Source organism: Algibacter sp. YIN40 (assembly GCF_057219435.1).
Window position 1 is genome coordinate 79799 of the sequence record NZ_JBXVVC010000001.1, and the last position, 22120, is coordinate 101918.

Annotated in this window: 20 protein-coding genes; all 20 read right to left on the reverse strand. The window is 30.4% G+C overall.

The genetic code is table 11. The features are described 5' to 3' along the window. Positions 1–2 precede the first annotated feature (2 nt). The 20 genes from AC2D6V_RS00380 to AC2D6V_RS00475 all read right to left on the reverse strand — a co-directional run bounded on the left by AC2D6V_RS00380 (position 3) and on the right by AC2D6V_RS00475 (position 22120). Positions 3–842, reverse strand: a complete 840-nt coding sequence (locus AC2D6V_RS00380) for an FkbM family methyltransferase (RefSeq protein ID WP_484646066.1) — start codon at positions 840–842, stop codon at positions 3–5. 24 nt (positions 843–866) lie between these two features. Further along, complete coding sequence (locus AC2D6V_RS00385) at positions 867–1763, reverse strand: hypothetical protein (RefSeq protein ID WP_484646067.1); 897 nt, start codon at positions 1761–1763, stop codon at positions 867–869. A gap of 1 nt (position 1764) precedes the next feature. Further along, positions 1765–3192 carry an MBOAT family O-acyltransferase gene (locus AC2D6V_RS00390; protein ID WP_484646068.1) on the reverse strand — a complete coding sequence of 476 codons (1428 nt, stop codon included), beginning with the start codon at positions 3190–3192 and terminating at the stop codon, positions 1765–1767. Between the two features lie 2 nt (positions 3193–3194). After that, positions 3195–4319, reverse strand: coding sequence for a glycosyltransferase family 4 protein (locus tag AC2D6V_RS00395; RefSeq protein ID WP_484646069.1), 1125 nt, complete (start codon positions 4317–4319; stop codon positions 3195–3197). Between the two features lie 99 nt (positions 4320–4418). Then, positions 4419–5483 carry an acyltransferase family protein gene (locus AC2D6V_RS00400; RefSeq protein WP_484646071.1) on the reverse strand — a complete coding sequence of 355 codons (1065 nt, stop codon included), beginning with the start codon at positions 5481–5483 and terminating at the stop codon, positions 4419–4421. A 21-nt stretch (positions 5484–5504) separates the two neighbouring features. Beyond that, the gene (locus tag AC2D6V_RS00405) at positions 5505–6410 is read right to left on the reverse strand and encodes a hypothetical protein (RefSeq protein ID WP_484646072.1); all 906 of its coding nucleotides are present in this window, start codon (positions 6408–6410) and stop codon (positions 5505–5507) included. Positions 6411–6413: 3 nt separating this feature from the next. Beyond that, on the reverse strand, positions 6414–7850 hold the full coding sequence (locus tag AC2D6V_RS00410; protein WP_484646073.1) for an MBOAT family O-acyltransferase: 1437 nt from the start codon (positions 7848–7850) through the stop codon (positions 6414–6416). A gap of 3 nt (positions 7851–7853) precedes the next feature. Then, complete coding sequence (locus AC2D6V_RS00415; RefSeq protein WP_484646074.1) at positions 7854–8999, reverse strand: glycosyltransferase; 1146 nt, start codon at positions 8997–8999, stop codon at positions 7854–7856. Beyond that, positions 8975–10831, reverse strand: a complete 1857-nt coding sequence (asnB, locus tag AC2D6V_RS00420; RefSeq protein ID WP_484646075.1) for an asparagine synthase (glutamine-hydrolyzing) — start codon at positions 10829–10831, stop codon at positions 8975–8977. The genes AC2D6V_RS00415 and asnB (AC2D6V_RS00420) overlap by 25 nt, the downstream gene beginning before the upstream one ends. 2 nt (positions 10832–10833) lie before the next feature. Then, positions 10834–11751 (reverse strand): glycosyltransferase family 2 protein, encoded by a 918-nt coding sequence (locus AC2D6V_RS00425; protein ID WP_484646076.1) that lies wholly within the window; start codon positions 11749–11751, stop codon positions 10834–10836. Next, positions 11748–12527, reverse strand: a complete 780-nt coding sequence (locus AC2D6V_RS00430; protein WP_484646077.1) for a class I SAM-dependent methyltransferase — start codon at positions 12525–12527, stop codon at positions 11748–11750. Before AC2D6V_RS00430 ends, AC2D6V_RS00425 begins: the two co-directional genes overlap by 4 nt. A gap of 5 nt (positions 12528–12532) precedes the next feature. Beyond that, on the reverse strand, positions 12533–13918 hold the full coding sequence (locus tag AC2D6V_RS00435; protein WP_484646078.1) for an asparagine synthase-related protein: 1386 nt from the start codon (positions 13916–13918) through the stop codon (positions 12533–12535). 76 nt (positions 13919–13994) lie between these two features. Beyond that, on the reverse strand, positions 13995–15203 hold the full coding sequence (locus AC2D6V_RS00440) for a glycosyltransferase family 4 protein (protein ID WP_484646079.1): 1209 nt from the start codon (positions 15201–15203) through the stop codon (positions 13995–13997). 11 nt (positions 15204–15214) lie between these two features. Continuing rightward, complete coding sequence (locus tag AC2D6V_RS00445; RefSeq protein WP_484646080.1) at positions 15215–15943, reverse strand: class I SAM-dependent methyltransferase; 729 nt, start codon at positions 15941–15943, stop codon at positions 15215–15217. A 7-nt stretch (positions 15944–15950) separates the two neighbouring features. Next, on the reverse strand, positions 15951–17804 hold the full coding sequence (asnB, locus tag AC2D6V_RS00450) for an asparagine synthase (glutamine-hydrolyzing) (RefSeq protein WP_484646081.1): 1854 nt from the start codon (positions 17802–17804) through the stop codon (positions 15951–15953). Between the two features lie 46 nt (positions 17805–17850). Next, the gene (locus AC2D6V_RS00455; RefSeq protein WP_484646082.1) at positions 17851–18774 is read right to left on the reverse strand and encodes a glycosyltransferase family 2 protein; all 924 of its coding nucleotides are present in this window, start codon (positions 18772–18774) and stop codon (positions 17851–17853) included. Positions 18775–18796: 22 nt separating this feature from the next. Beyond that, complete coding sequence (locus AC2D6V_RS00460) at positions 18797–19504, reverse strand: class I SAM-dependent methyltransferase (protein WP_484646083.1); 708 nt, start codon at positions 19502–19504, stop codon at positions 18797–18799. Positions 19505–19511: 7 nt separating this feature from the next. Then, positions 19512–20351, reverse strand: a complete 840-nt coding sequence (locus AC2D6V_RS00465; protein ID WP_484646084.1) for a glycosyltransferase family 2 protein — start codon at positions 20349–20351, stop codon at positions 19512–19514. A 6-nt stretch (positions 20352–20357) separates the two neighbouring features. Further along, entirely contained in the window at positions 20358–21290 is a 933-nt protein-coding gene (locus AC2D6V_RS00470; RefSeq protein ID WP_484646085.1) for a glycosyltransferase family 2 protein, read from the reverse strand. Continuing rightward, positions 21290–22120: a glycosyltransferase family 2 protein gene (locus tag AC2D6V_RS00475; protein ID WP_484646086.1), complete on the reverse strand. Its 831-nt coding sequence runs from the start codon at positions 22118–22120 to the stop codon at positions 21290–21292. Before AC2D6V_RS00475 ends, AC2D6V_RS00470 begins: the two co-directional genes overlap by 1 nt.

Below are 22120 nucleotides of genomic sequence, written 5' to 3' on the forward strand. Positions count from 1 at the left end.
TCTTAATCTTGGGGAATACAAAAAATATTAGGAGGTAAAGTAGCACCCTGCCCATATTCCTTAAGTTTCATATCCAATATTTTATAGTTTCTTTTCATGAAAAACTCGATAATTTTAAAATCATCATTCGTTTCGACAATAAAAATAGGTTTTAATTTTTCAATGGTACGGATGCACCCGTTCAAAATATCCAACTCGATACCATCAACATCAATTTTAACTAGATCACATCTTTTAAGACTATTTTTTTGAAAATAAGTATCTATCGAAATCATTTCAATGGATACCGATTCCTTAGAAGCATTCGTTTTTAAAGTATTAGATGTCGTATTACTTAAATATAACTCAATTGTTTTATCTTCAGAACCAACTGCGTAATTTTCTAATGTAATGACAGAGGTTAACTCATTCTTGTTACTTGATTTTAAAAAAGTTTTATAAACATTTGGACTAGGCTCAAAGGCAAAAATACGTCCCTTGTTTTTACATATAGAATGCGCCCAAACCAAGCTTAAAAACCCAAAGTTCGCCCCAATATCTAATACAACACAATCATTTTGATACCCTTTATATTTATTTATAAGCGCTATCGAATTATTTAATAAGGTATTTTCTATACCTTTTTTTTTCGCCTTGGCAACATTTTGAGGGTCACTATAAAACCAAAAATCTATAAGGTAATTTCCATAAACCCTTTGTATCTGCCCTAAAGCCTCGACATAATTCGCTTTATGACGTAACAACAGATCACGTAATGGTTTTAAAAATTTTGATTGTCCTAAATATCTTTTAAATGACGCAGGAACTATACTATAAATTTTAACTAAAATCTGATTCAGCATGGGGCTAGTCTTTAACTTTTATTGCTACTTTTCAATCAACGCTTGCAATTCCTGAGCAAACAACTCACTCGCTTTTATATTACCCTGTTTGTTAACATGAATATCATCGTAAAAGTAAAGATTGTTTTCAAATATATTGGAATGATTAACAACTGCTTGCTTTGTTATAAAATCAACCACCGTACGCTTTCTATCAGGTGGCAAGTAATAAATAAGTTTCACATTATTTTTATAACACAAATCTTCAATTTTTTTTAAATAAGTATTCTTAAAGCTTATGGACTTATCTTTTTTCTCGATAACCTCTGAAGCAAGAGAGGCAGCTGTATATGTATAATTCCCCTTATCATCAAAACGATTTCGCTTATTGGGGTTAATGACGCTTATTAATGATGGAAAAAATAATTCCGCATTATAATATGAGACTCCTAGAAACGGCATCCATTTAGAGTTTTTTAAAACATTCGCCCCTGTTTTAGGTGGCAAATTATTATAATAATCAAATACATAATCTTTTTGAACATACATTAAAAATCTATAATCATTATCTCCCTGATAATTAATGTCATTATCAACCGCATCTAGCACAGGCACAACCACACAATATTTTGTTGTTTTTCCAGTAGCCATAAAATGCCGTAACATCAAGTAGTGATTAGATAAACCTGTATCATCTACAGCTAAATTAATCCCTTTCTTTCCACTTACTGAATCAATAATTTTAGTGTTTAAAGTTGTTAAACCAGTACTCGCGCCTAATACCACATAATCAAAAGCCTTAGTTTTTACCTTATTAATCAAAAATGTTGGTTTGTAAAACGAGCCTTGTCGCAACATACAAAGACTAGAAGCAGAAATAAGATTCACTAAAAGCAAAACTCCAACAACCAATAGCGCTATGTATTTAATAAAACGTTTCATGTTAAAATTGAAAATATATAAAATCTGATGGATTCTTAAACACGCCTAAAAACAAAATACATATTAGTAAACAAATCACCCAAAATAGGTTTAAGTTAACCTCGCTATTTAGTTTTTTAAAAGCTTTAAATTCGAGAAAGAACATTATGCTTACACTTAATAAAATGATTAAACTAAAAAGCATGGTCTTAGAAGAATTATAAAACACCTTACACGTATAACCTTCTAATTTAAAAATATTGTTCAAATAATCTAAAGCTATTGTCATGGTATCGGCTCTAAAAAATACCCATGCTAAAGTTACCAACAGGAAGGTACCAATTGTAGACAGTAAATGTTTGGTTTTAAATTGATTACCCCAATGATACACTTTGTTTTTATTTAATAAAAGTAACGGTAAAAATAAAGAAGCATGAATACCTCCCCATACGATAAAGGTCCAGTTCGCTCCGTGCCAAAATCCGCTAACTAAAAATATGATGAATACATTTCTTATTTGATTGCTTTTACTTCCTCTTGAACCACCAAGTGGAATGTATAAATAATCCCGAAACCAAGTTGATAAACTAATGTGCCAACGTCTCCAAAACTCGGCTATATTTCGAGAAAAATAAGGGAATTTAAAATTGGTCATTAAATCGAATCCAAATAAACGCCCGACACCTATTGCTATATCGGAATAACCTGAAAAATCGCCATAAATTTGAAAACCAAATAAGAGCACCCCAAGAAACAATTCTAAAGAATTAAAGCTCGATGGGTTATCAAAAATTTGATTTACAAAAAAGGCGCAATTATCGGCAACCACTACTTTTTTAAAGAGCCCCCAAATGATTAAATGAATCCCACTTTTTGCGAATTCAAAATCAAACTGCCGTATTTTATTAAACTGGGGTAACAATCGTTTTGCACGTTCAATTGGGCCAGCAACCAGCTGTGGAAAAAATGATACATAGGTAGCAAACTGAATAAATTGTTTAGTAGGGGCTATTTCTTTCTTATATACATCAATAGTATAGCTAAGAGTTTGGAAGGTATAAAAGGAGATTCCTACTGGCAATATAATTTGCAAGCTACTATAAGACATGTGCATTCCAAGTAATGTCCAAGCATCTACCCAACTATCTATAAAAAAATTATAATATTTAAAAAACCCTAAGAGCCCCAGATTAAAAACAAGACTCATAATTAATAGTAACCTACGCTTAATTTTATCTCCAGATTTTTCAAGCAAGATACCTATGGCATAATCAACCACGGTACTGGCAAGTATTAAAGCCAAAAATCGATAATCCCACCAACCATAAAAAACATAGCTTATAGTTAGTAAAAAAATATTCTGTAATTGCAGCGATTTTTTAAAAACAAACCAATAGAATACAAATACCGTAGGCAAGAATATTAAGAATGGTAAGGAATTAAAAAGCATAATTAAGTTACATTATAGAAATCAATAAAAGCCTCTTGTTGCTGTTCTAAATTAAATTCTGCTTTTACTCGTCTCATGGCATTATGAATCAAATCATTTTTTTTAACAACTGGCCAATCAATAACATGAGTCAGTTGTTTAGCTAACTTCTCTGGATTTCTTTTGGGAACTACCCAGCCCGTTTGCTCATGAATCACATTTTCTGGGAGCCCCTCAGCATCAGACACCACGCACAATAAGCCCATTGCCTGTGCTTCTAAAACAGCGTTACAAAATCCTTCCGAAATACTATATTGAATATATAAATCATGATTATTCAATAACGATTTAATTTCTGCGCGCGACTTTTTACCAACCAAGTGCACTTCTTCGGTTAGATTTAAACTATAAATTACATAGCTTAAGGCTTCAAACTGTTCGCCTTCACCCACAATAGTATAATTAAATAGCACGCCTTGCTCTTTCAATAATTTCAATGCCCTCAAGGTATCTATCAAACCTTTTTTCCAATGTAAACGTGCTACAGTAAGTATAGATATTGGGGTATTAAAACTTGTTTCACCACTTGCTTTTTTTACAAAATAGTTGGTATCGATGGCTGGAGTTATTTTTTGAAAAGGGACTGAAATAGGCAACCCGTTTTCAATGGCCAACTTATACAAATCATTGGATATGGTATGAACCTTATTTACTTTTTTCCAAAGTAAATCATAACAATTAGGGTACTTTATTGGGTATATTGCCATATCAAATCCTCGTAAACTTACGGCCATTTTAGCACCTATACTTTCAGCAACATGTTCTTTATTAATGGCCATGGTAGCAAATCCAAAATGTAACCAATCCATTTTTTTACTTAATATATGTGCGTTATTATAGACTTTCTTTAGCGCAGCTACAATTCTAACACCTGTTTGTTTTTCAAGCCTTAAAAACTTTAACACAGATCGTGGGTAAAACAATAATTTAAAAAAAACATACAGAAACCAAGCTAGTTGCTTGACTAAATTTCTTTTATAAATAGGATATGCTTTTTTTACTGGGCAAACATTAAATTCACTAGGATTTGATTGTACAAATAGAACAACCTCATATCCTTTAGTTTGTAAACCTTTAATTTTAGACATGAAAAATGTCTCCGAATATTTTGGAGGACTAGATAATACGATACCTATTTTTAGTTTTTCATTCAAAGGAAATTCTATTCAATTAATTTATACAAGGCCTCAATTCATAAATAAACTTAAGTTAATATTTATTTTTTTTAACTTCAGAGCGTTCTTCTCTATTATATGCCAAGAGATAAATCCTAGAACAAAAGAAAGCAGTAAACTAATGCACATTAATTCCAAATAATCTAATTTAAAAAAATGCTGTAATGTTTGTTGAACTGGAAATCCATAAATATACATTCCATAGGAAACATCTCCTATACATTTTCCAGTTTTATTAATAAAGGTCGTAGATTTAATACCGATAAGAATAATTGTTAGTGGCAAAAAAATAAATTTATAAATATGAAATTGATAAAATATTAAAGAACAAATTATCCCAAATAAAGAAAAATATAGTAATTGTTTTATAAACCTGAATTTTTGAATATTAAATACTGCCAATAAGGCTCCAACGATAAAATATGTTCCTAAATTTAAAAACATTCCGCTATTAAGATAAAAAGAATAATTCCCTAGTTGTTGACGAAATAGAATATTCCCAAAAAGAAAAAATATCATTAACAACAACAACAAAAATATTTTCTTATAAATCACATTTCCTTTAAAAAAAATGAAGCCCGATAACAATATGTACAAAGTAAATTCATATGGAATTGTCCATAAACTCCCATTAATTGCATTTTTATAATAATTTTTTTCAAAAACTCCTTGTATTGAGTATTGCAAATTGTATAATGACATATTGTTGGGGATATATGTCCAAACCCCTTTATTTTCTAAATAAGCTATGTTATCATTTTCATAAATCAAAGGAGCGAGTAAAACAGTTAAAAATAAAACTACAAAAAGACCTGGGAATAATCTTAGAAATCGTTTCCAGTAATATTGTATAAAGCCTGTGCTTCTCTCTACACTTTGGTATATTAGAAAACCACTAATTGCAAAAAAACCTCTAACTCCTATGTAAGAAAAGCTCGTTTGACCATTTGTTAATTGACATACCCAATCACATTCCACTATCCCTGATAAGGGATAGGAATGAGTAATTATAACAAAAGCAGCAAACAATAATCTTAAAAAATCAAAATTATTATTCCTATGGACGTAATTCTTCAATTAAATATAAAACTTAAATTATTAATATTTTTGTTTGTTTTTTATCCATTTACCAATCCTCTTACTTACTTCTTTACTCGATTCTTTATACAAATGATTGCCATCAGTATATACATAATCATTATTATATGGTGTTAAGTCAAGGTAACCATCACTAGCCTGAATAACTTTTTGAATTTTAAAATTAAAATCTGGAATTAGTGCAGAATCTACCTGCATCATTTTTGGATGCACAGGCAATCGTACTACATATACTTCGCCATGCTTTTTTAAAGTTTTAACTGTTTTTAATAAAACATCATTTCTTTTTTCTGAAAAATTAAATATTTTAAGTTTTTCTTTATATACCAGAGTCTTTTTTTTAATGTACTTATTGTTAGATTCTGGGTCTATTTTTACATTCACTTCTAACCAACCATCATTATGAAGTCTTGTATTTTGTTTTTCATCAAAAAGGTGAATAAATTGTTTATTATAATTATCCAATAAATATGGAATATTTGGGTTTAGATTCATAAACCTTAATTTACCTAAAAATCTGTTATTTTCTCGAAACTTATTTTCGTTATTTGAATCCGAGTTATTTGATGAAATGCACCAAGGATCAACTGCTAAAATATAAATCCCTTTTTTAGAATCAGCTTTAAGTTTTTTTAAAATACTGTTATAATAAGTAGCTCCATATGGGCTATGTATATTAGTAAAAGAAAAATTATAAATATCTCCCCTTCCCAATTCTCTATTTAATACGGAGGGCATAATGCCCTGTGCTGCTCTTGAAGTACCTAAGACTAATGAACTTTGTTTTGGTGATGTAAACCTTAGATAGAATGGATCTGTATATCCATCTGCCTGTTTGAAAACAAATAAAACAAATAAACCGAACGTTATTAAAAAAAGGCTAGATTTAAGAATAAATTTCTTCATAATTTAAAACTGAAAATAAATAAATTCTTGTTCTTTTCCAGAATATAAAAATATAAGCATCGCTATTGCATAATATATAAAGCGCCTTACCCAATTAGGATAATTAAACCATAAGGTTTCTAATGCGTGTAATCGTTTTCTTCCTAACCATTCTATGCTAATAAAAAATGTCAATAGTAAAAATAAGAATGTTGGTCTAAATTTTGGTCTTGAAAATATAGAGGTATCAAAAATGTTAATTATATAGTCACAAGCCATTGATAAAGTTTCCGCTCTAAAAAACACCCAAGCTAAAAGCGTTAGGGCAAATGTGCATATAACCTTTAAAGTTTCTTTAAAACTTGGTAATATACTGTTTTCAGCAATTATGGTGGTATACTTACGATTCTTATTAAATAATAACAATGGCAAAAAATAAAGTGCATTAATAAAACCCCAAGCTATAAACGTCCAGTTAGCGCCATGCCAAAATCCACTAACTAAAAAAATGATAAACACATTTTTAACTTTTTGCCATTTATTGCCTCTTGAACCTCCAAGGGGTATATATAAATAATCTCTAAACCAGGTACTCAAGGAGATATGCCAGCGTCGCCAAAACTCAGCTATATCTCTAGAAAAATATGGAAACGCGAAATTTTGTTTTAAATTAAAGCCAAAAAGTCTAGACGTTCCAATAGCTATGTCTGAATATCCCGAAAAATCACCATAAATTTGAAAGGCAAAAAACAAAGCGCCTAAAACCAATGTACTTGATGAATAATTTAAATATCCATCAAAAATAAGATCTACATATTTTGCACAATTATCTGCTATCACTATTTTTTTGAACAATCCCCAGAGAATTTGTCTTAAACCATCAACCGCTTTGTTATATTCAAAATTTCTAGATTTGGTAAATTGGGGCAATAAGTTTGAAGCCCGCTCTATAGGTCCAGCAACCAACTGTGGAAAAAATGCAACAAAAGCCGCAAATGAGCTTAAATCTTTTGTTACCGTTATTTTTTTCTTATAAACATCTATTGTATAGCTAAGTGTTTGAAAAGTATAGAAACTAATGCCAACAGGAAGTATTATTTTCAAGCTATTTGTTTCTATACTTGTACCAAAAAGTGAAAACGCTTCAACAAAATTATCTACAAAGAAATTATAGTACTTAAAGAATCCTAAAAGACCAATATTTAAACAAATGCTCACCCATAAAAGTGCCTTTCTCCTTATTAGTTTCAATTCTCGGTCTATCAAAAGAGCTAATCCATAATCAGCTAGTGAACTAATAATTATAAGTCCTAAAAAACGGTAATCCCACCAGGCATAAAAAATATAGCTAGCCAGAATAATAATTATATTCTGTAGTTTAATATTTGCACTTCCTACAGACCAATAAAGAAAAAAAACAATAGGCAAAAAAATAGCAAAATCAATGGAGTTGAAAAGCATATATTAAAATTGTTTTTTTAAAACTTTAAAGTATAATTTTTTACAATTATTAACTTCTCGCTCTAAACTATAATTATCAACAACATGTTTTCTTAGTCGTTGACCAAAATGCTTGTTTTGTTTAAAACTATAAGAAAGCATTTTGTTTAATGCTTTGGTTAAAGCATTTACATCACCTGCCTTAAATAGATGCTCTGGATACAATTTTAATTGATCCTTTATACCAGAAATATTTGATGCTAAAACATTTTTTTCAGCAGCCATAGCTTCTAACAAAGCGACAGGAGACCCTTCTTTTCTTCCTTCATTAAGAGTTGGCAACACAAAACACTCTGATATGTTTAAGTAGTCATTAATATTGGGATGTTTACCACAAAAAATAACGGCCTCGTTTAAATTAAGTGATTCTTTTAGTTTTTTCATTTCAAATCCATACGGACTATCATTATCCCCAACAATTAACAGTCTCCATTCGGGGTAATTACTATGCACATTTTTAAAAGCATCCAGCAGTATATCTATTCCCTTTACTGGAACCAAATTAGCCACACAAATTAATATTCGATGTGAATTCTTTTTTAATCCCCACCTTTCTAATAAGTTTACATCTGGATCTTGCGCTTTAAATTCATTTGTATCAACACCTCTAGGAATTAAAAATACGTTTTTTCTATTCTTAAAAAATGTTTTTATCATGTCCGTATTCTGAGCAGCTATTCCACTTGCAAAAAAAGTTCTTAAATACCAGCTGTTTTTAGAAGCACCTCCCCAGTTCATATTCTTTTTAGTATAAATCCAAGGAATACCTGCAATTTTTGCTGATAAAGCTTCTGAGTAATCTGCCGAATAATGAAAACTATGAATAATATCTGGGGCAATTGCCTTAAACCTTTTTGATATTTTAAAACAACCTTTTACACCCCTAAAATATGGCTTCATAGGAACCGTAAATTCAAAAACATGGATTGGTATATTACTAGATGCAACAACCTTAAAAAATGCCCCTTTATTATGCAGGCAGGCAATATGAACATCAAAAATCGATGGATCCAATTTTGATGCTACTTTAAACAGAGCTTTTCCGCTACCAGCAGTATCAAAATTTGGTATAGTAAATAATACTTTTATGCGTTTTGTTCTCGATACCATATTGCTAATGAATAAAGGGAAAATAGTAAGCGCTTATTTCCATTAACTCCTGATTGGTATTTATCCCAAATAGAAATCAAAGCGTGTTTTGATATAGAAAAAGCGTCAATAAAATTCTTATTAAAAATAGCCTCTTTAACTTCCAATTTTAAATCATTTCGTAACCAATCATCTAGAGGAATAGAAAACCCTCTCTTAAGCTCATTTATTGGAGCACTTGGAAAAATAGCTTTAAGCATCTCTTTTAAAATCCCTTTTTTCTTTCCTACTCCAAAACTAAGATCTGGATGAATTTTTAAACTGGCTTCAATAAACGATTTTTTTAGAAAAGGAACGCGCACCTCTACAGAATTCGCCATACTCATACGGTCTACTTTGGTCAAAGTTTTTTGCATCATTCCATAAAATTCGGCTTTACGCATACTATGTAATAAGTCTAATTCTTCTTGCGAATCTTCATAATCATAAATATGTAACTGCTTCTTTTTTGAATGCTTATAATTTGGAAATATTGCTTTTAAATCATAATCATTTACAACAGAATTTAAAAATTGATGCGCTTTAGACAAGCTTGGTTGTAAAAAATGCTCGTTAACATGCCTATTTCTAAAAATTACTTTGTCAATCAAATAGGAAATATATCTAAAAGGCTTTGGAATCCAGAGCCACTTTCTATTTTTTATCAAAGACTCAAATCGTTCATAACCAAAAAATAACTCATCACCACCATCTCCTGATAACATAACCGTACAATGTGATTTAGCATTTTTACATAACTTATAGGTTGGTATTAAGGAAGAATCGCCAAAGGGTTCATATAAATGGGGCATACTTTTGCGTAAAGATTCAAGAGCCACCTCTCCATTCATTTTTTGTAATTTAAAATCACAGCCAATTAATTTGGAATAGGTAGTAGCATCGTCAGATTCATCATAAATAGGGTCATGACTTCCAATTGAAAAGGCTTTTATATTTGGCTTGTGTAAATTAGAAAAATAGGTGATTAAAGGCGAGTCAATGCCTCCAGATAAAAAAGAACCTACAGAAACATCGGCTATTAATTCGTCCTTTACTGCATTATTTAGCGCTTCGTTTAATACATTAATGGCAGCTACATTATCTTTAATCAATTCCTCTTTTTTTAATTCTGGAAACTCCCAATAATATTTAGATGTTAGTTGTCCGTCTGAGTCAATTCGAACAATCTGTCCAGGCTCAACCTGATATGTGTTTTTAATTATACCATGAGGTGCTGGCATATAATGAAGTTTCATATATAAATAAGCTACTTCGATATTTATATTCAGGTTGTTATTTAAAGGATGTTTAGTTATCTGGTTATATTGACTGCCAAAAACTAACTGTTTATCGTTGTAGCTATAAAACAAGGGCTTAATACCTGCAAAATCCCGTACTAGGTACATAGCATTCTCTGCTTTACTATATAGAGCAAAAGCAAACATACCGTCCAAATCTTCAACCGTCCTATTTATACCAAAATGTTGAATATAATTTATTAACACTTCTGTATCTGAGCTAGAACGAAATATAAAACCTGCTTTTTCTAAAACTTGCTTTAATTCTTTATAATTATAAATTTCTCCATTAAATACAACTATAAACTCACTATTCTCAGACGCCATGGGTTGATTCCCCAAAGGACTCAGATCTAAAATAGAGAGGCGTCTAAATCCCATTTGGCAATTATCACCATTGCTCCAATACCCTTTCATATCAGGGCCTCTGTGATAATTCTTATCATTTTCCTTTAAAAACGACGCCTTATCAGTTAATCCTTTTTTATTAAAAAACTCACCATAAATCCCACACATACTTACTTAGATTTTAGGTTGTTCCACTTTTTTTTATACCGTCCCCTCAAATTTTTTATAAATCGTTTATCATCAGGGTGTATAATTATATATTTTATAGATTTTAAAAGAAAATCGATTCCTTTTGCTTGATTAATTTCTAATAGGCATTGGGTTGCTAAAGCATAATTATAATCATGCTTAGTAATAATATCAGGGTATTCATAGGCAAAAGACCGAATCAGTTCTCTAGCTGCTAAAAACTGTGTATTTTTATTATTAGTAATGGAATCCCTATCTCTACGCCTATCCATTTTCACCAGTACTTTTTGAATACCATAAATATTTGAAATGAGTGAAAATCTTAAAATATAAGACCAATCGACACTAACACTCGGGTAATGTTTAGAAAAATATAGCCCATGTTTAATATGTATTGATTTTCTGAACATCATACAGCTATTTACAACCTTAATTTGCTCCCTATAGGTATATAAAAACATAGGTTTCCCTATGGGATACTGTCCTCCGGCAACAAGAATTCCTGGAAATTTTAAAACAATTTTTTGACCATCATTAAATTCAGAAATCCCAGACACCAGTCCAACTTCTTTATTTGAATCGAGAAAATCTACTTGTAATTTCAATCTGTCGGGGTAATAAAAATCATCCTGTTCTGCTACTGCCATATAAATTCCTGAAGCATGCGCTACGAGCTTATTCATAGTAGGACCAATACCTAAATTGAATTTATTTTCAATGATGATTAACTTCTTAAATTTATCTGTATAATTATCTAGTATCTGCTTTGAACCATCTTTCGTACCATCAATACATGCAACGACTTCAAAATCCTTAAATGTTTGTGCTACCAAACTATCTAATGTCAATTTTAAAGTTTGTTCACCATTATAAACTGGCAATAATACCGATACTTTCATGTTTCCGCTAATTTAACCACGTTTTCCCAAGACTTAAAATCTGTTAAATTTAAATGGGTTTTCTTATTGCTATTAAAAATTGAATATTCATAATACGGATTTGCTATGAGAGTTTTTATATTATTAAACTGTAAATGTTGCTTTTTAGAAAATACACCAACGCCCCAGTCTGTATCAAAACAAATAGAATATAAATCTTGTTTATGCCTAAACTTATAAAACCCCTTCCAGGTGGTACCATTCCAAAATGTTCCAGCTGGGGAATTTATGTAATTATAATTTTCCCTTTGATGAAATTCGCTAGCAGGATTACAATCGTGTACTATAATAAACCCTTCATCAGTAATATAATGCAAGCTGTTTAAAATATCTTTTTCCACCTGAAAAGAACGATGTAGTCCATCAATAAATATAACATCGAATTTTATATTTGGTGACATGGACAAATCACCTTGAGATAAACGCTTAAAAAATGTATCTGAATCCATTTTAAAATCAACTGGATTATCTTTAAACTCTACTCCAGGATCAACTGAATATTTATTTTTACATAGAATTTCTGTGAAGTTTTTTTTAGGATCGCGAACTCCAATTTCTAGATAGTTTTTTGCCTGCACTAAAGTTGATAAACAATTAATAATTGCCGTTCTTTTAGGTTGTTTTAATGTTTCTAACTTCGTTAATTCTTGGGTCGATTTATAAAGCGGATCATCAAGTATGCCTACCCCCTTTTTTAGAGCTGTATAATATTTACCAAGTACTCCTTTAATACGCATAATAATTAGTGGTAGAATTTAGTTTTCCACAAAGAAAGGGTTAATAACATACTAATTGGATGTGAATAATACACGGAATCTTCAGTTTTAAATTTATTATAAAATTCTGAAATGAGTTCTTTAGAGATAAAATCTAAAAAAGTTGAATCAAAAATATATTGCTTAAGAAGGGCATCATTTTGCTTTCCTAGAAATTGTAATTCCCAATTACGTTGAATATATTTCTTCCCAAAACTCGTTTTAAGCAACCTACTAATTTTATTAATTATCCTATATGGCAAATTATAAGGTGCTTTATTAAAATTATAATTCAATAAATTAAATGGACGGTGCTCTTGCCATATAATTGAAGCTAATCTAGGAGATGCTTCCTTTATATACGCTATTTGTAATTGCCTATTTGCTAAATATTCTTCTGGAACAGTACAAATAAACTGGCACATTTTATCGTCATAATATGGTAATGTAATTGTATGCTCTTTGCTGTAAACACTTAGGTTCGTCGACGTCCATCTAGGTGCCCAATATAACGACTTAAAGGCTCTTATTTTTGCACTCATATTATCTATTTCAATAGATTGGAGCAAGTCATGTATCCGCTGCGTTAAATACTCTTTAAAGTGACCTGGAATGTTCCATTGAAGCCAAAGTGATGAACCCAACTCCATACCTCCCTTTTTTACAATTTTTTTAATAATATACTGAGATAACTCATCTTCATCTGAAATATTCGGTTTAAGACTATCAAATAACACATCTCCCCAATGCCCTAAAGAAAACACCTCTCCCATTTCATTAAACTCATTAGAAATAGCCATTTGACGTTGATGTGTAAATTCAGAATAACATTGGTTTATGGATGCCAAATCATCAATACATGTCCATAAATAACCATCTTCAATTGTAAATTCTTTAAAACTAAAATTACAAGTTTTTGCAATTTTATTGGCAATGCTTGCCTCTGGGTATCCATTTTTAAAACTATAACTAAAACTAGAAACCTTTTTATTTAATCTACTAAGAGCTGCCGCCTGAGTTCTACTATCTAACCCACCAGATAACGGTAAAATAACTTGTTTATCTCTTACTTGTTCGTCTATAATGGTTTCAAATAAATTAGAAAACTCTCGAAGTGTTCTTTTAAAGCCTTTTTCTTCTGGTGAATAATGCCATTTAAACCATGCTTTACTATCAATTAAATAACCATTATCATCAATGGTATTAATGGTTGCTGGTTTTAAACATATTTCGTCCTTCCAATATGTATCTTGATCTAGAAAAAAACCGATAGCACTAAAAACACAGATAGCTTTTAAATTGGGCTCATGACGTTCGCCAATTTTAGCGAAACTAGATACTTTTGGTATAATAGGTACTGTTACAGTCTTCATAAAATCAAAGTACTAATATAACAATTACACCTGAAGATTAAATTTTATACTTCAAAAAATTATAATACTAAACTAGTTAAAAATCACTAAGTTCATAATTACATATGGAGGCATATAAATCTTTAAATTTATTAATGGATTTAGCAGAAGTAAAGCTTTCTTTAACAAATATATGTGCTTGATTTAAAATAGTTTGCAAATTACTTTCTGATAATTTGTCAATCTCCAAAACAGCTTTCACTATAGATTTAGAATCTAAAATAGGCACAAGCCATCCCGTTTCATTAGGTTTAACAACTTCTGCCATACCACCGCAATTAGTTGAAATAACTGGAATCCCTATTGCCATTGCTTCTAAAACAACATTTGCAATACCTTCTTCAAGACTAGGCAGTAATAACATATCATAGGTTTGCATGTAATCGAACAAAAACTCTTGAGTAATATTTGTTTTTATACTTATTTCATCTTTTAAACCTAAATCATGAATTTTATATAAAATAGATTCTGACACTTTATCTGATGCTATAATGGTATATTGGACTTTTAAACCTTGCCTTTTTAGTTGAAATACTGCATCTAAAGCATATTCATAACCTTTTTTCCAATGAAACCTACCCACAGAAATTATCCTAATCGCTTCTTTTGCTGACTTCCCTTTTGGCTTGAATTTATCAAAAATATATTGTGGTATTGGAGAATGTATAATTCTTATTTTAGAAGCTTGCGCATTATATTTTTGTGCTTCTTTCGATATGGCTAAAGAAACCGCGTGAAAACCATCCACACTAGGAAAATTTTTTCGATAATCTTCTGCCAAGTTTTTATCTGCAATAGGAGAATAATTAATATGCGCCCCTCTTAAACTTACTATTATTTTTACACCATATTCTGTTTGTAAAAACACCCAAGGTTTCAAATCTTTGGCCCATTGTATGTGAAAGACATCTGGTAAGTTTAAAACTGCTGGAATATAACTTGACCACTTTCTGTATTTAGAAATTAATTTGCCTTCATTCTTTATAACTTTAAAAAGTTTGAGATAGTGCTTAGGGTTCTTGAACATTAAATAAAAACTTCTAACTAGCGTTATAAAAAAATCATGTAACAGATTGCTATAATTATAAAAGCAACGTATGTTTTTAGATTTATAATCTACCTTCCCTAGTTTCTTTCCAAAGAGCAGCACGGTATGAGTCTCTCCTATTCCAATTATTAATCGCTCAATAAAAGTAGAACTCGGAATATCACCAGAATAAATAGCTATTTTCTTTTTTGAAGTCAAATTCGAGTTGATTATTTTCTTAATAAGAATATAGGTTCGTTTTTAAAAACTTGTTGTTTTTTGATTTTTTCCGGAATGGCATCTTGAAAATTCCAATCTTCAACCTTAAAGCCAACAGATTTAAAACGTTCAATATAATCTGCTCCATAAATACGCACGTGATCTGTTTGCCCAAAGTGTTCTAACCTATCTTTTGGATTTGTAATTGTATCATCTTCGTAAGTATGTGTTCTGTTTATATCATATGGCACTTGAATTATAGCCCAAGCATTCGGTTTTAACACTCTATAAAACTCTTTGAGAGCTTTAACATCTTCAACAACATGCTCTAAAACGTGTAAGCAAATAATAGCATCGAACCGTTCATTTTCAAAAGATAGAGCTGTAACATCCATTTCTTTTGTTTCTAAAGGATAACTATAGCCTTTGGTAAATTTATCAATTGGAAAATAGCTGATATTAGGTTTTTTTTGAAACAATTTAAATAAATAATGTTCTGGTGCCACATGTAACAAATTAAGTTCATTGTTTAGTAATTGTTTTTGGTTCATATAGTACCACAAAATGCGCGTTCTTTCTAAAGATCCACAATTTGGACAACAAGCATTAATTCTTTTTAAATGTGGAATAAATGTCGTGAAACCTTTATCGCAAATTGGGCAATACACATTTTTTCCATGTAGCAACTTTGCTAGGAGTTTTAATTTAATCTTTTTTTTAATCTTTTTAATAGCAGTCATTTAATCATCAAATTAATTTTTGTGCCATGGCCCATTTTTGCCATGCATATATATGCCAAACCCCCCATGCTTCATCGTGCTTACCATCAAAAAATTGTGTAACATATTCTAAAAGAGTCTCTTTGTTAATGTACATTTCACCATAAAAAGGCTTTTCAAAGATAGCATTTTCAACATCAGATTTTAAATGTGTTTTTAGCCATGAATCTATAGGTACTGAAAACCCCTTTTTCTCTTCTTCAATAATCTTAGAAGGGTAATACAAATTCATCATTTTTTTAAGAATATCTTTAAGTTTAAACTTATTGTTTTTTAAATCAGGAAGATGCTTCCATGCAAAATCAATGCTAGCTTTATCTAAAAACGGGACCCGAACTTCTAAGCTATTGGCCATACTCATTCTATCTACTTTAACCAATACACGCTGCATGTGGGCATAAAACTCATTGTATCTTAACCAATGTAAAAGTTTCTCTTTGGTTTGTTTGCTCTTTGGTATTTTGTAAAGGGCTTTTAACTCTTTAGAGAAATTTGTATCAGGAATAATAGCTTTTAAATTATTGTTTGAAATATGGAGTTGTTTAGCCAATACCCATTGATCAATATCTTTATAAAAAAAAGGCCCCCAGGTTTTAGTTAATTTCAATTTTATGGCTATTCTAATAAGTGGCTTTCTTATAGCATGTGGAATTTTAAACCAAAACCGATTCTTATAAACGCCTAACATTCTCGGATACCCAAAAAACAATTCATCACCACCATCTCCAGAAAGCATCACTGTATGTCTCGTTTTTGCTTTATTTGTTATAGCATAGGTTGGAATACTTGAATAATCACCAAATGGTTCGGAAAAATATTGGAAGTGATTATCTATACCTTTAATTAATGCGGCTTCATCTATAAATTCTATGTGGTGCTTTACTCCTATATGATTGGCATATGCTTTAGCTTTTTCACTTTCATCAAATTTTTTATCCTCAATACCAATAGTAAAAGTTTCAATATCTTGTTTTTGAGATTTAGCGACAGCAGCTATTAATGGACTATCTATACCTCCACTTAAAAAAGAAGCTATTGACACATCGCTTACCAACTGATTTTTGATAACGCTATGAAATAATAAATCATAGTTTTTAGTAGCATTTACATCTTTTAAACTGCTCCCTATTTTTAACTCTTTATCAAACCTAAGTAGTATTTTTTTTTGAATAGCCCCTTCATGTGAAATACTTATTAGTTCACCTGGATTAACTTGAAATATATTTTTATAAATGGTATTTGGTGAGTGCATGTACCCTAAACCAAAATATTCTTTCATGACTTCTTTTCTAATGCTAAGATGACTTCGAAACATTGGATGTTGGAATACCTGATCAAACTGAGAGGCACATACCACCCCCTTTTTTGAAACCCCATAAAACAATGGTTTTATTCCTGCAAAATCACGACTTAAAAAAAGTGTTTTCTCATCTATATCCATCACAGCTATAGCATACATCCCATTAAGCTTTTTTATGGCTTTTTCTACACCTAACTGGTCAATTAAATGGACTAAGACTTCTGTATCTGAAGTAGATTTTAAATTTTTTAATTGATAGGTTACTGCTAAGTCTTTATAATTATATATTTCTCCATTAAATACGAGAATATAACGCTTTGATGGACTTTCCATAGGCTGATTTCCATGATGTGACGTATCTAAAATTGATAATCTATTAAAACCTAATTGAAATAATTTTTGCGAAAGTATTAAAGTGCTATCTGGACCTCTATGCTTTGATAGTTTTAATAGCGAATCAAAGTCCGTCTTCGATGTCACAGCATTATCCTGAAACATAATTTCACCTAAAAGTCCGCACATATTTTTTGTTTTTAAAAGTACTTGGGATACTTTTTATAGTACCAAATCAATAAAATTTATATAATAAAAAGGCTTTTAGTTTATAACGCCATTTATGCGATGGATAAGCTAAAAATGTCTTTATTAAAAAATAATATTTAACACAGTAATTATTGTTTCTGCCAGCCCTTTTTAATCTTGATATATAATAATTAGAACTCAAACAAGAAACTTCTTTAGGCGTGAAGTTATCTATTTTAAGGTTTAATCGTTTTCTCCTTTTGTAAGCATCAATCATGGTTTTAAATCGCCAATACTCAGCTTTAAGCATATTTTTATTTTGAGAAATCCCACCTGAATGTTGTCTATAATTATACAAGTAGTCATTTAAAAAGAAATGATTTCCTGCCTCCTCAAGTTTGAAATATAAATCTTGATCGACCGCTCTTTTTAAATTGATATTTAATCCAATAGATTTATTATAAGCACTTTTTTTAAAAGAAGCAAATGCAGTAATAGCTCCTTGCCCATAAGTTAAGTATGACTTATTTTTTGGTATAACCCCTCCTCTTCTCCCATTTGCTAAAAAAGATAAATCTAGCTTTACTTTGTTATATTTAGAACTTGCAAAAACTATTTCACTATGTAATTTAAAAACATTTATCATAGCCATTAAAGCATGTGTACATATTGTGTCATCAGGATCTAAAAACCCTAAAACTTCACCATTTGCATTCTCTATACACTTGTGCTTAGAATAACCACATCCCTTATTATTTTTATTATGTAACAATTTAAAGCGAGAATCATTATTTATAACCTCTAGAATTATTTCCACCGAATTATCAGTAGATGCATCGTCGACAATAATAACTTCCCAATGTTTATAAGATTGTAACAATATGCTTTCGTAGCAATCTTTAAAAAAACATCCATTATTATAATTTGCAACTAAGATTGAAAATAATGGATTTGTTGTATTTAGAGTCATTAAACTAATATTGAGGTTTATTTCAAATCTTCTGCGCTAAAATACATTGATGCAAACCAAACCCAGATTTAGATAACAAAAAATTTCTAAATGTCTTTAATCCTAAAACCTTACATCCTCCAATAACAAATTTATGGTTAACAAGTTTAAAGTACCCTAGATTCCCAAAATTCATGATTATAGAATCATATTTTTTAATTTTAAAATACCTTGAAATCAAATTCTTGAAATCTTTTGGATTCAAAATCTTTTCAATAGGTTGGTTTGACCAATTCCCCCCTTTCATATGGTCAAAGACTTTTTTATTTGGAGTGGTCATAATAAGATATCCGCCTTTTTTTAAAACTCGAAAACAATTTTCAAGATACTTTTCTTGGTCTTCAATATGCTCAATAACTTCTTGAGAAATCACAACATCGTAAATAGCTTCCTCAAAATTATAATCTAGCGCACTCCCTTGAAAAAAATGCACATGTGGATGTTGTTGCTGTGCATATTTAACGGCTTCTTCAGAAAGTTCTACACCATCAGTGTCGGCAAATTCACCTAGAAATCCAGTAAAACGGCCATCTCCACATCCTAAATCTAAAACTCGAGGTGAATTATGTGCTCTTTTTATATCTACAAAGTACTCCAACACTTTTACTGCACGTCTTAGCTGCAAGCTATTTAGCTGTAATCGCTCTGCCCAAAGGTTATTATAATAAGAAACTTGGTCTTGAATTTTCATCAATATACTACTCTGATTTTAGAAGTTGTTTCACTTGTTTATATAACAAATATCTGGTTTTATACAATCTCAATTCCAATAATGCCTTATAAAAATTTTTTTTATACTTTTTTAAGATGGTCTGTTTTAACACTTCGGCCAATTCATTTGAAAAATGCTTTTTACACATCCAATAACTATGCACATCTAACATCATAGTTCTACTCCCTAAATCTCTAGTCCCTCCCGTAGGGGCTATCGTATGTAATAACTTAGCCTTGGCATTATACCAAATCGCAAAACCATGTTTATAAAGTTTTAAAGCCATTTCGCGATCTTCACCGGCTCCTGTGGGATCAAATCGTTCTTCAAACCCACCAACTTCTTTAAACGCTGATTTTAATATTGCCGAACAGCCTGCTGGAAATGCTAATGTAATTCTTGAATCCGCATTATTAGGATTAGTGGTGATAGCTTTAATGAAATTTTCATTTTTCATTTTTAAAAAAGGAGCTTCTTGCATTAAATAATTTCCTTCTGGATCACATATGGCTCCTGCTACTACATCAAAACGCTCATTAATAAGAGGAGCAGTAATTTCTCGAATAAAGTCTGGGTAAATTCTAACATCATCATCTAAGAACACCAAAATATCCCCTTTTGCATGTTTGACTCCAATATTTCTTGATACACAAGGGCCTAAACTCTTCGTTAAAATATGCCTACAGTTAACTATTTCTCGTGGATCTTTTGATTGGTCTACAACTATAATTTCAAAATTTGAAACATCTTGTACTAAAAGATCATTAACCAATAAGGTTACGTAATCAAATCTATCTCGAGTAGGTATAACAACACTTATAAACATCTTGAATTAAAAGTCTAAATAATGGGGGTTTTTATTAACATTTTTTAATCTGCTATTAGCAATCTGCGAAAATGCAGTTCCAAATATCTTATATTTTTTAATATAACCTTTTACACCTGACCAATTAAATTTTAAAAAATTCAAAACAATTAACTTTACGATATGATTTTTAATAGTGCTTTTATCTTTTTTAGTAAACGATTCATTAATGTTGGCGTGTTTTATTTGAAGTTGTTTTATTTCATTTAAATAATATGCATCAGAAAACAAGTAATTTTCAGGCTCTATTCTTTTAATACTATCATGGTATATGATTGATTGAGGCACAACCCCTATTTTAAAACTATGATATATTAATCTGTGGCAAAAATTATTGTCCTCTCCATAATGATGAAAAATAGGATCAAATCCTCCTATAGTTTCAAAAACATGTCTAGGAATAAACCAAGCAGCTGCATTTACAAAAGGGACTTCATATATATCTTGTTTAGTATTGTTAATGACATAATCGGAATAAAATTGAGCGTTTTTTTCGATGAACCTTGAAAAATAGTATTCTAGTTTATCGCCTTCCCAATTAAGTTGGACTGGACTTAAAATGCCATAATCTTTATGCTTTTGTGAAGCCTTCATTAAAGTAGATAAAGCATTTTTTTCAATATAAGTATCTTGATTTAACAGAAAAATACTGTCAGCACCATGCTTCAAAGCATAAGAAATACCAATATTATTAGCTTTTCCAAAACCTAAATTCTCCTTTTGTTTTAAAATCACAACTTTTGGAAAATTCGCTTCTATAATTTCAACAGAATCGTCTTGACTATTATTATCTACAATTAATACAGTACTTTTTAAGGCGCTAGTTATTAAACTTGACAAACATGTTTTTAACCATTTACTTCCATTATATGTTACTATAATTGTATAGACTTTATTCATTAATGCTTAAAAAACTTTGAGATTAACCTTACTAACAAACTATTTTTGTTAGCAATAACCCATTTTACTAGAGGTTTGTTTTGGTTACGTTCTAACTTTTGACGCTCTAATTCTATTTCAATGGGGTTGCCATATGTATTTATAAAGGTTTCGGCATTTTTATTAAAAATAGTTTGTAAACTTTCAGTATGTCTTATTCCTTTCTTCGATAAATCATTCATTAGAGACCCTTTTTCGCGCTGCCTATAATAGAACAAAGGTTCTGGTATTTTGTATACCTCCCCACCATTTTTTAATAAACGTAACCAAAAATCCCAATCTTCATATAAAATAGACTCATCATAACCTCCAATCATATCGTAATCACTTTTCTTATATATTGCACAAGAAAAAATCATATTTGACAATAACAGGTTTTTATATTTATATGGCTTTCTTTCAATAATACCAGAAAAAACTCCAAATGCTTCGGCCACACAATTAACAACTTTTAAGCTAGGGTTTTTAACTAAAATTGAAATAGCCTTATCCATAAACGACTTTTCTAATTTATCATCTGCATCTAAAGGTAAAATATAAATGCCTTTAGCATGTTTAACACCATAATTTCTTGCGCTGCTTAAACCTCCATTTAGCTTAGAAACATAAAAAAAACGCTTGTCTTGTTCTAAATAAGGTCGGATAACAGAATCTATATTATCTTTTGAACCGTCATTAACAACAATACACTCCCAATTAATATAAGTTTGGTTTAAAACAGATTCAATTGCGTCAGGCAAGAAGTGAGCATCATTGAATACCGGAATAATAACAGAGACTAAAGGTTTCAT

Bases quoted from the DNA above. Each gene is read 5' to 3' on its own strand.
- AC2D6V_RS00395 (WP_484646069.1), bottom strand. From the start codon at position 4,319: ATGTCTAAAATTAAAGGTTTACAAACTAAAGGATATGAGGTTGTTCTA.
- AC2D6V_RS00465 (WP_484646084.1), bottom strand. From the start codon at position 20,351: ATGTTTATAAGTGTTGTTATACCTACTCGAGATAGATTTGATTACGTA.
- AC2D6V_RS00415 (WP_484646074.1), bottom strand. From the start codon at position 8,999: ATGGTATCGAGAACAAAACGCATAAAAGTATTATTTACTATACCAAAT.
- AC2D6V_RS00425 (WP_484646076.1), bottom strand. From the start codon at position 11,751: ATGAAAGTATCGGTATTATTGCCAGTTTATAATGGTGAACAAACTTTA.
- asnB (WP_484646081.1), bottom strand. From the start codon at position 17,804: ATGTGCGGACTTTTAGGTGAAATTATGTTTCAGGATAATGCTGTGACA.
- AC2D6V_RS00460 (WP_484646083.1), bottom strand. From the start codon at position 19,504: ATGAAAATTCAAGACCAAGTTTCTTATTATAATAACCTTTGGGCAGAG.
- AC2D6V_RS00455 (WP_484646082.1), bottom strand. From the start codon at position 18,774: ATGACTCTAAATACAACAAATCCATTATTTTCAATCTTAGTTGCAAAT.
- AC2D6V_RS00380 (WP_484646066.1), bottom strand. From the start codon at position 842: ATGCTGAATCAGATTTTAGTTAAAATTTATAGTATAGTTCCTGCGTCA.
- AC2D6V_RS00405 (WP_484646072.1), bottom strand. From the start codon at position 6,410: ATGAAGAAATTTATTCTTAAATCTAGCCTTTTTTTAATAACGTTCGGT.
- asnB (WP_484646075.1), bottom strand. From the start codon at position 10,831: ATGTGTGGGATTTATGGTGAGTTTTTTAATAAAAAAGGATTAACTGAT.
- AC2D6V_RS00445 (WP_484646080.1), bottom strand. From the start codon at position 15,943: ATGACTGCTATTAAAAAGATTAAAAAAAAGATTAAATTAAAACTCCTA.
- AC2D6V_RS00390 (WP_484646068.1), bottom strand. From the start codon at position 3,192: ATGCTTTTTAATTCCTTACCATTCTTAATATTCTTGCCTACGGTATTT.
- AC2D6V_RS00430 (WP_484646077.1), bottom strand. From the start codon at position 12,527: ATGCGTATTAAAGGAGTACTTGGTAAATATTATACAGCTCTAAAAAAG.
- AC2D6V_RS00385 (WP_484646067.1), bottom strand. From the start codon at position 1,763: ATGAAACGTTTTATTAAATACATAGCGCTATTGGTTGTTGGAGTTTTG.
- AC2D6V_RS00435 (WP_484646078.1), bottom strand. From the start codon at position 13,918: ATGAAGACTGTAACAGTACCTATTATACCAAAAGTATCTAGTTTCGCT.
- AC2D6V_RS00410 (WP_484646073.1), bottom strand. From the start codon at position 7,850: ATGCTTTTCAACTCCATTGATTTTGCTATTTTTTTGCCTATTGTTTTT.
- AC2D6V_RS00470 (WP_484646085.1), bottom strand. From the start codon at position 21,290: ATGAATAAAGTCTATACAATTATAGTAACATATAATGGAAGTAAATGG.
- AC2D6V_RS00475 (WP_484646086.1), bottom strand. From the start codon at position 22,120: ATGAAACCTTTAGTCTCTGTTATTATTCCGGTATTCAATGATGCTCAC.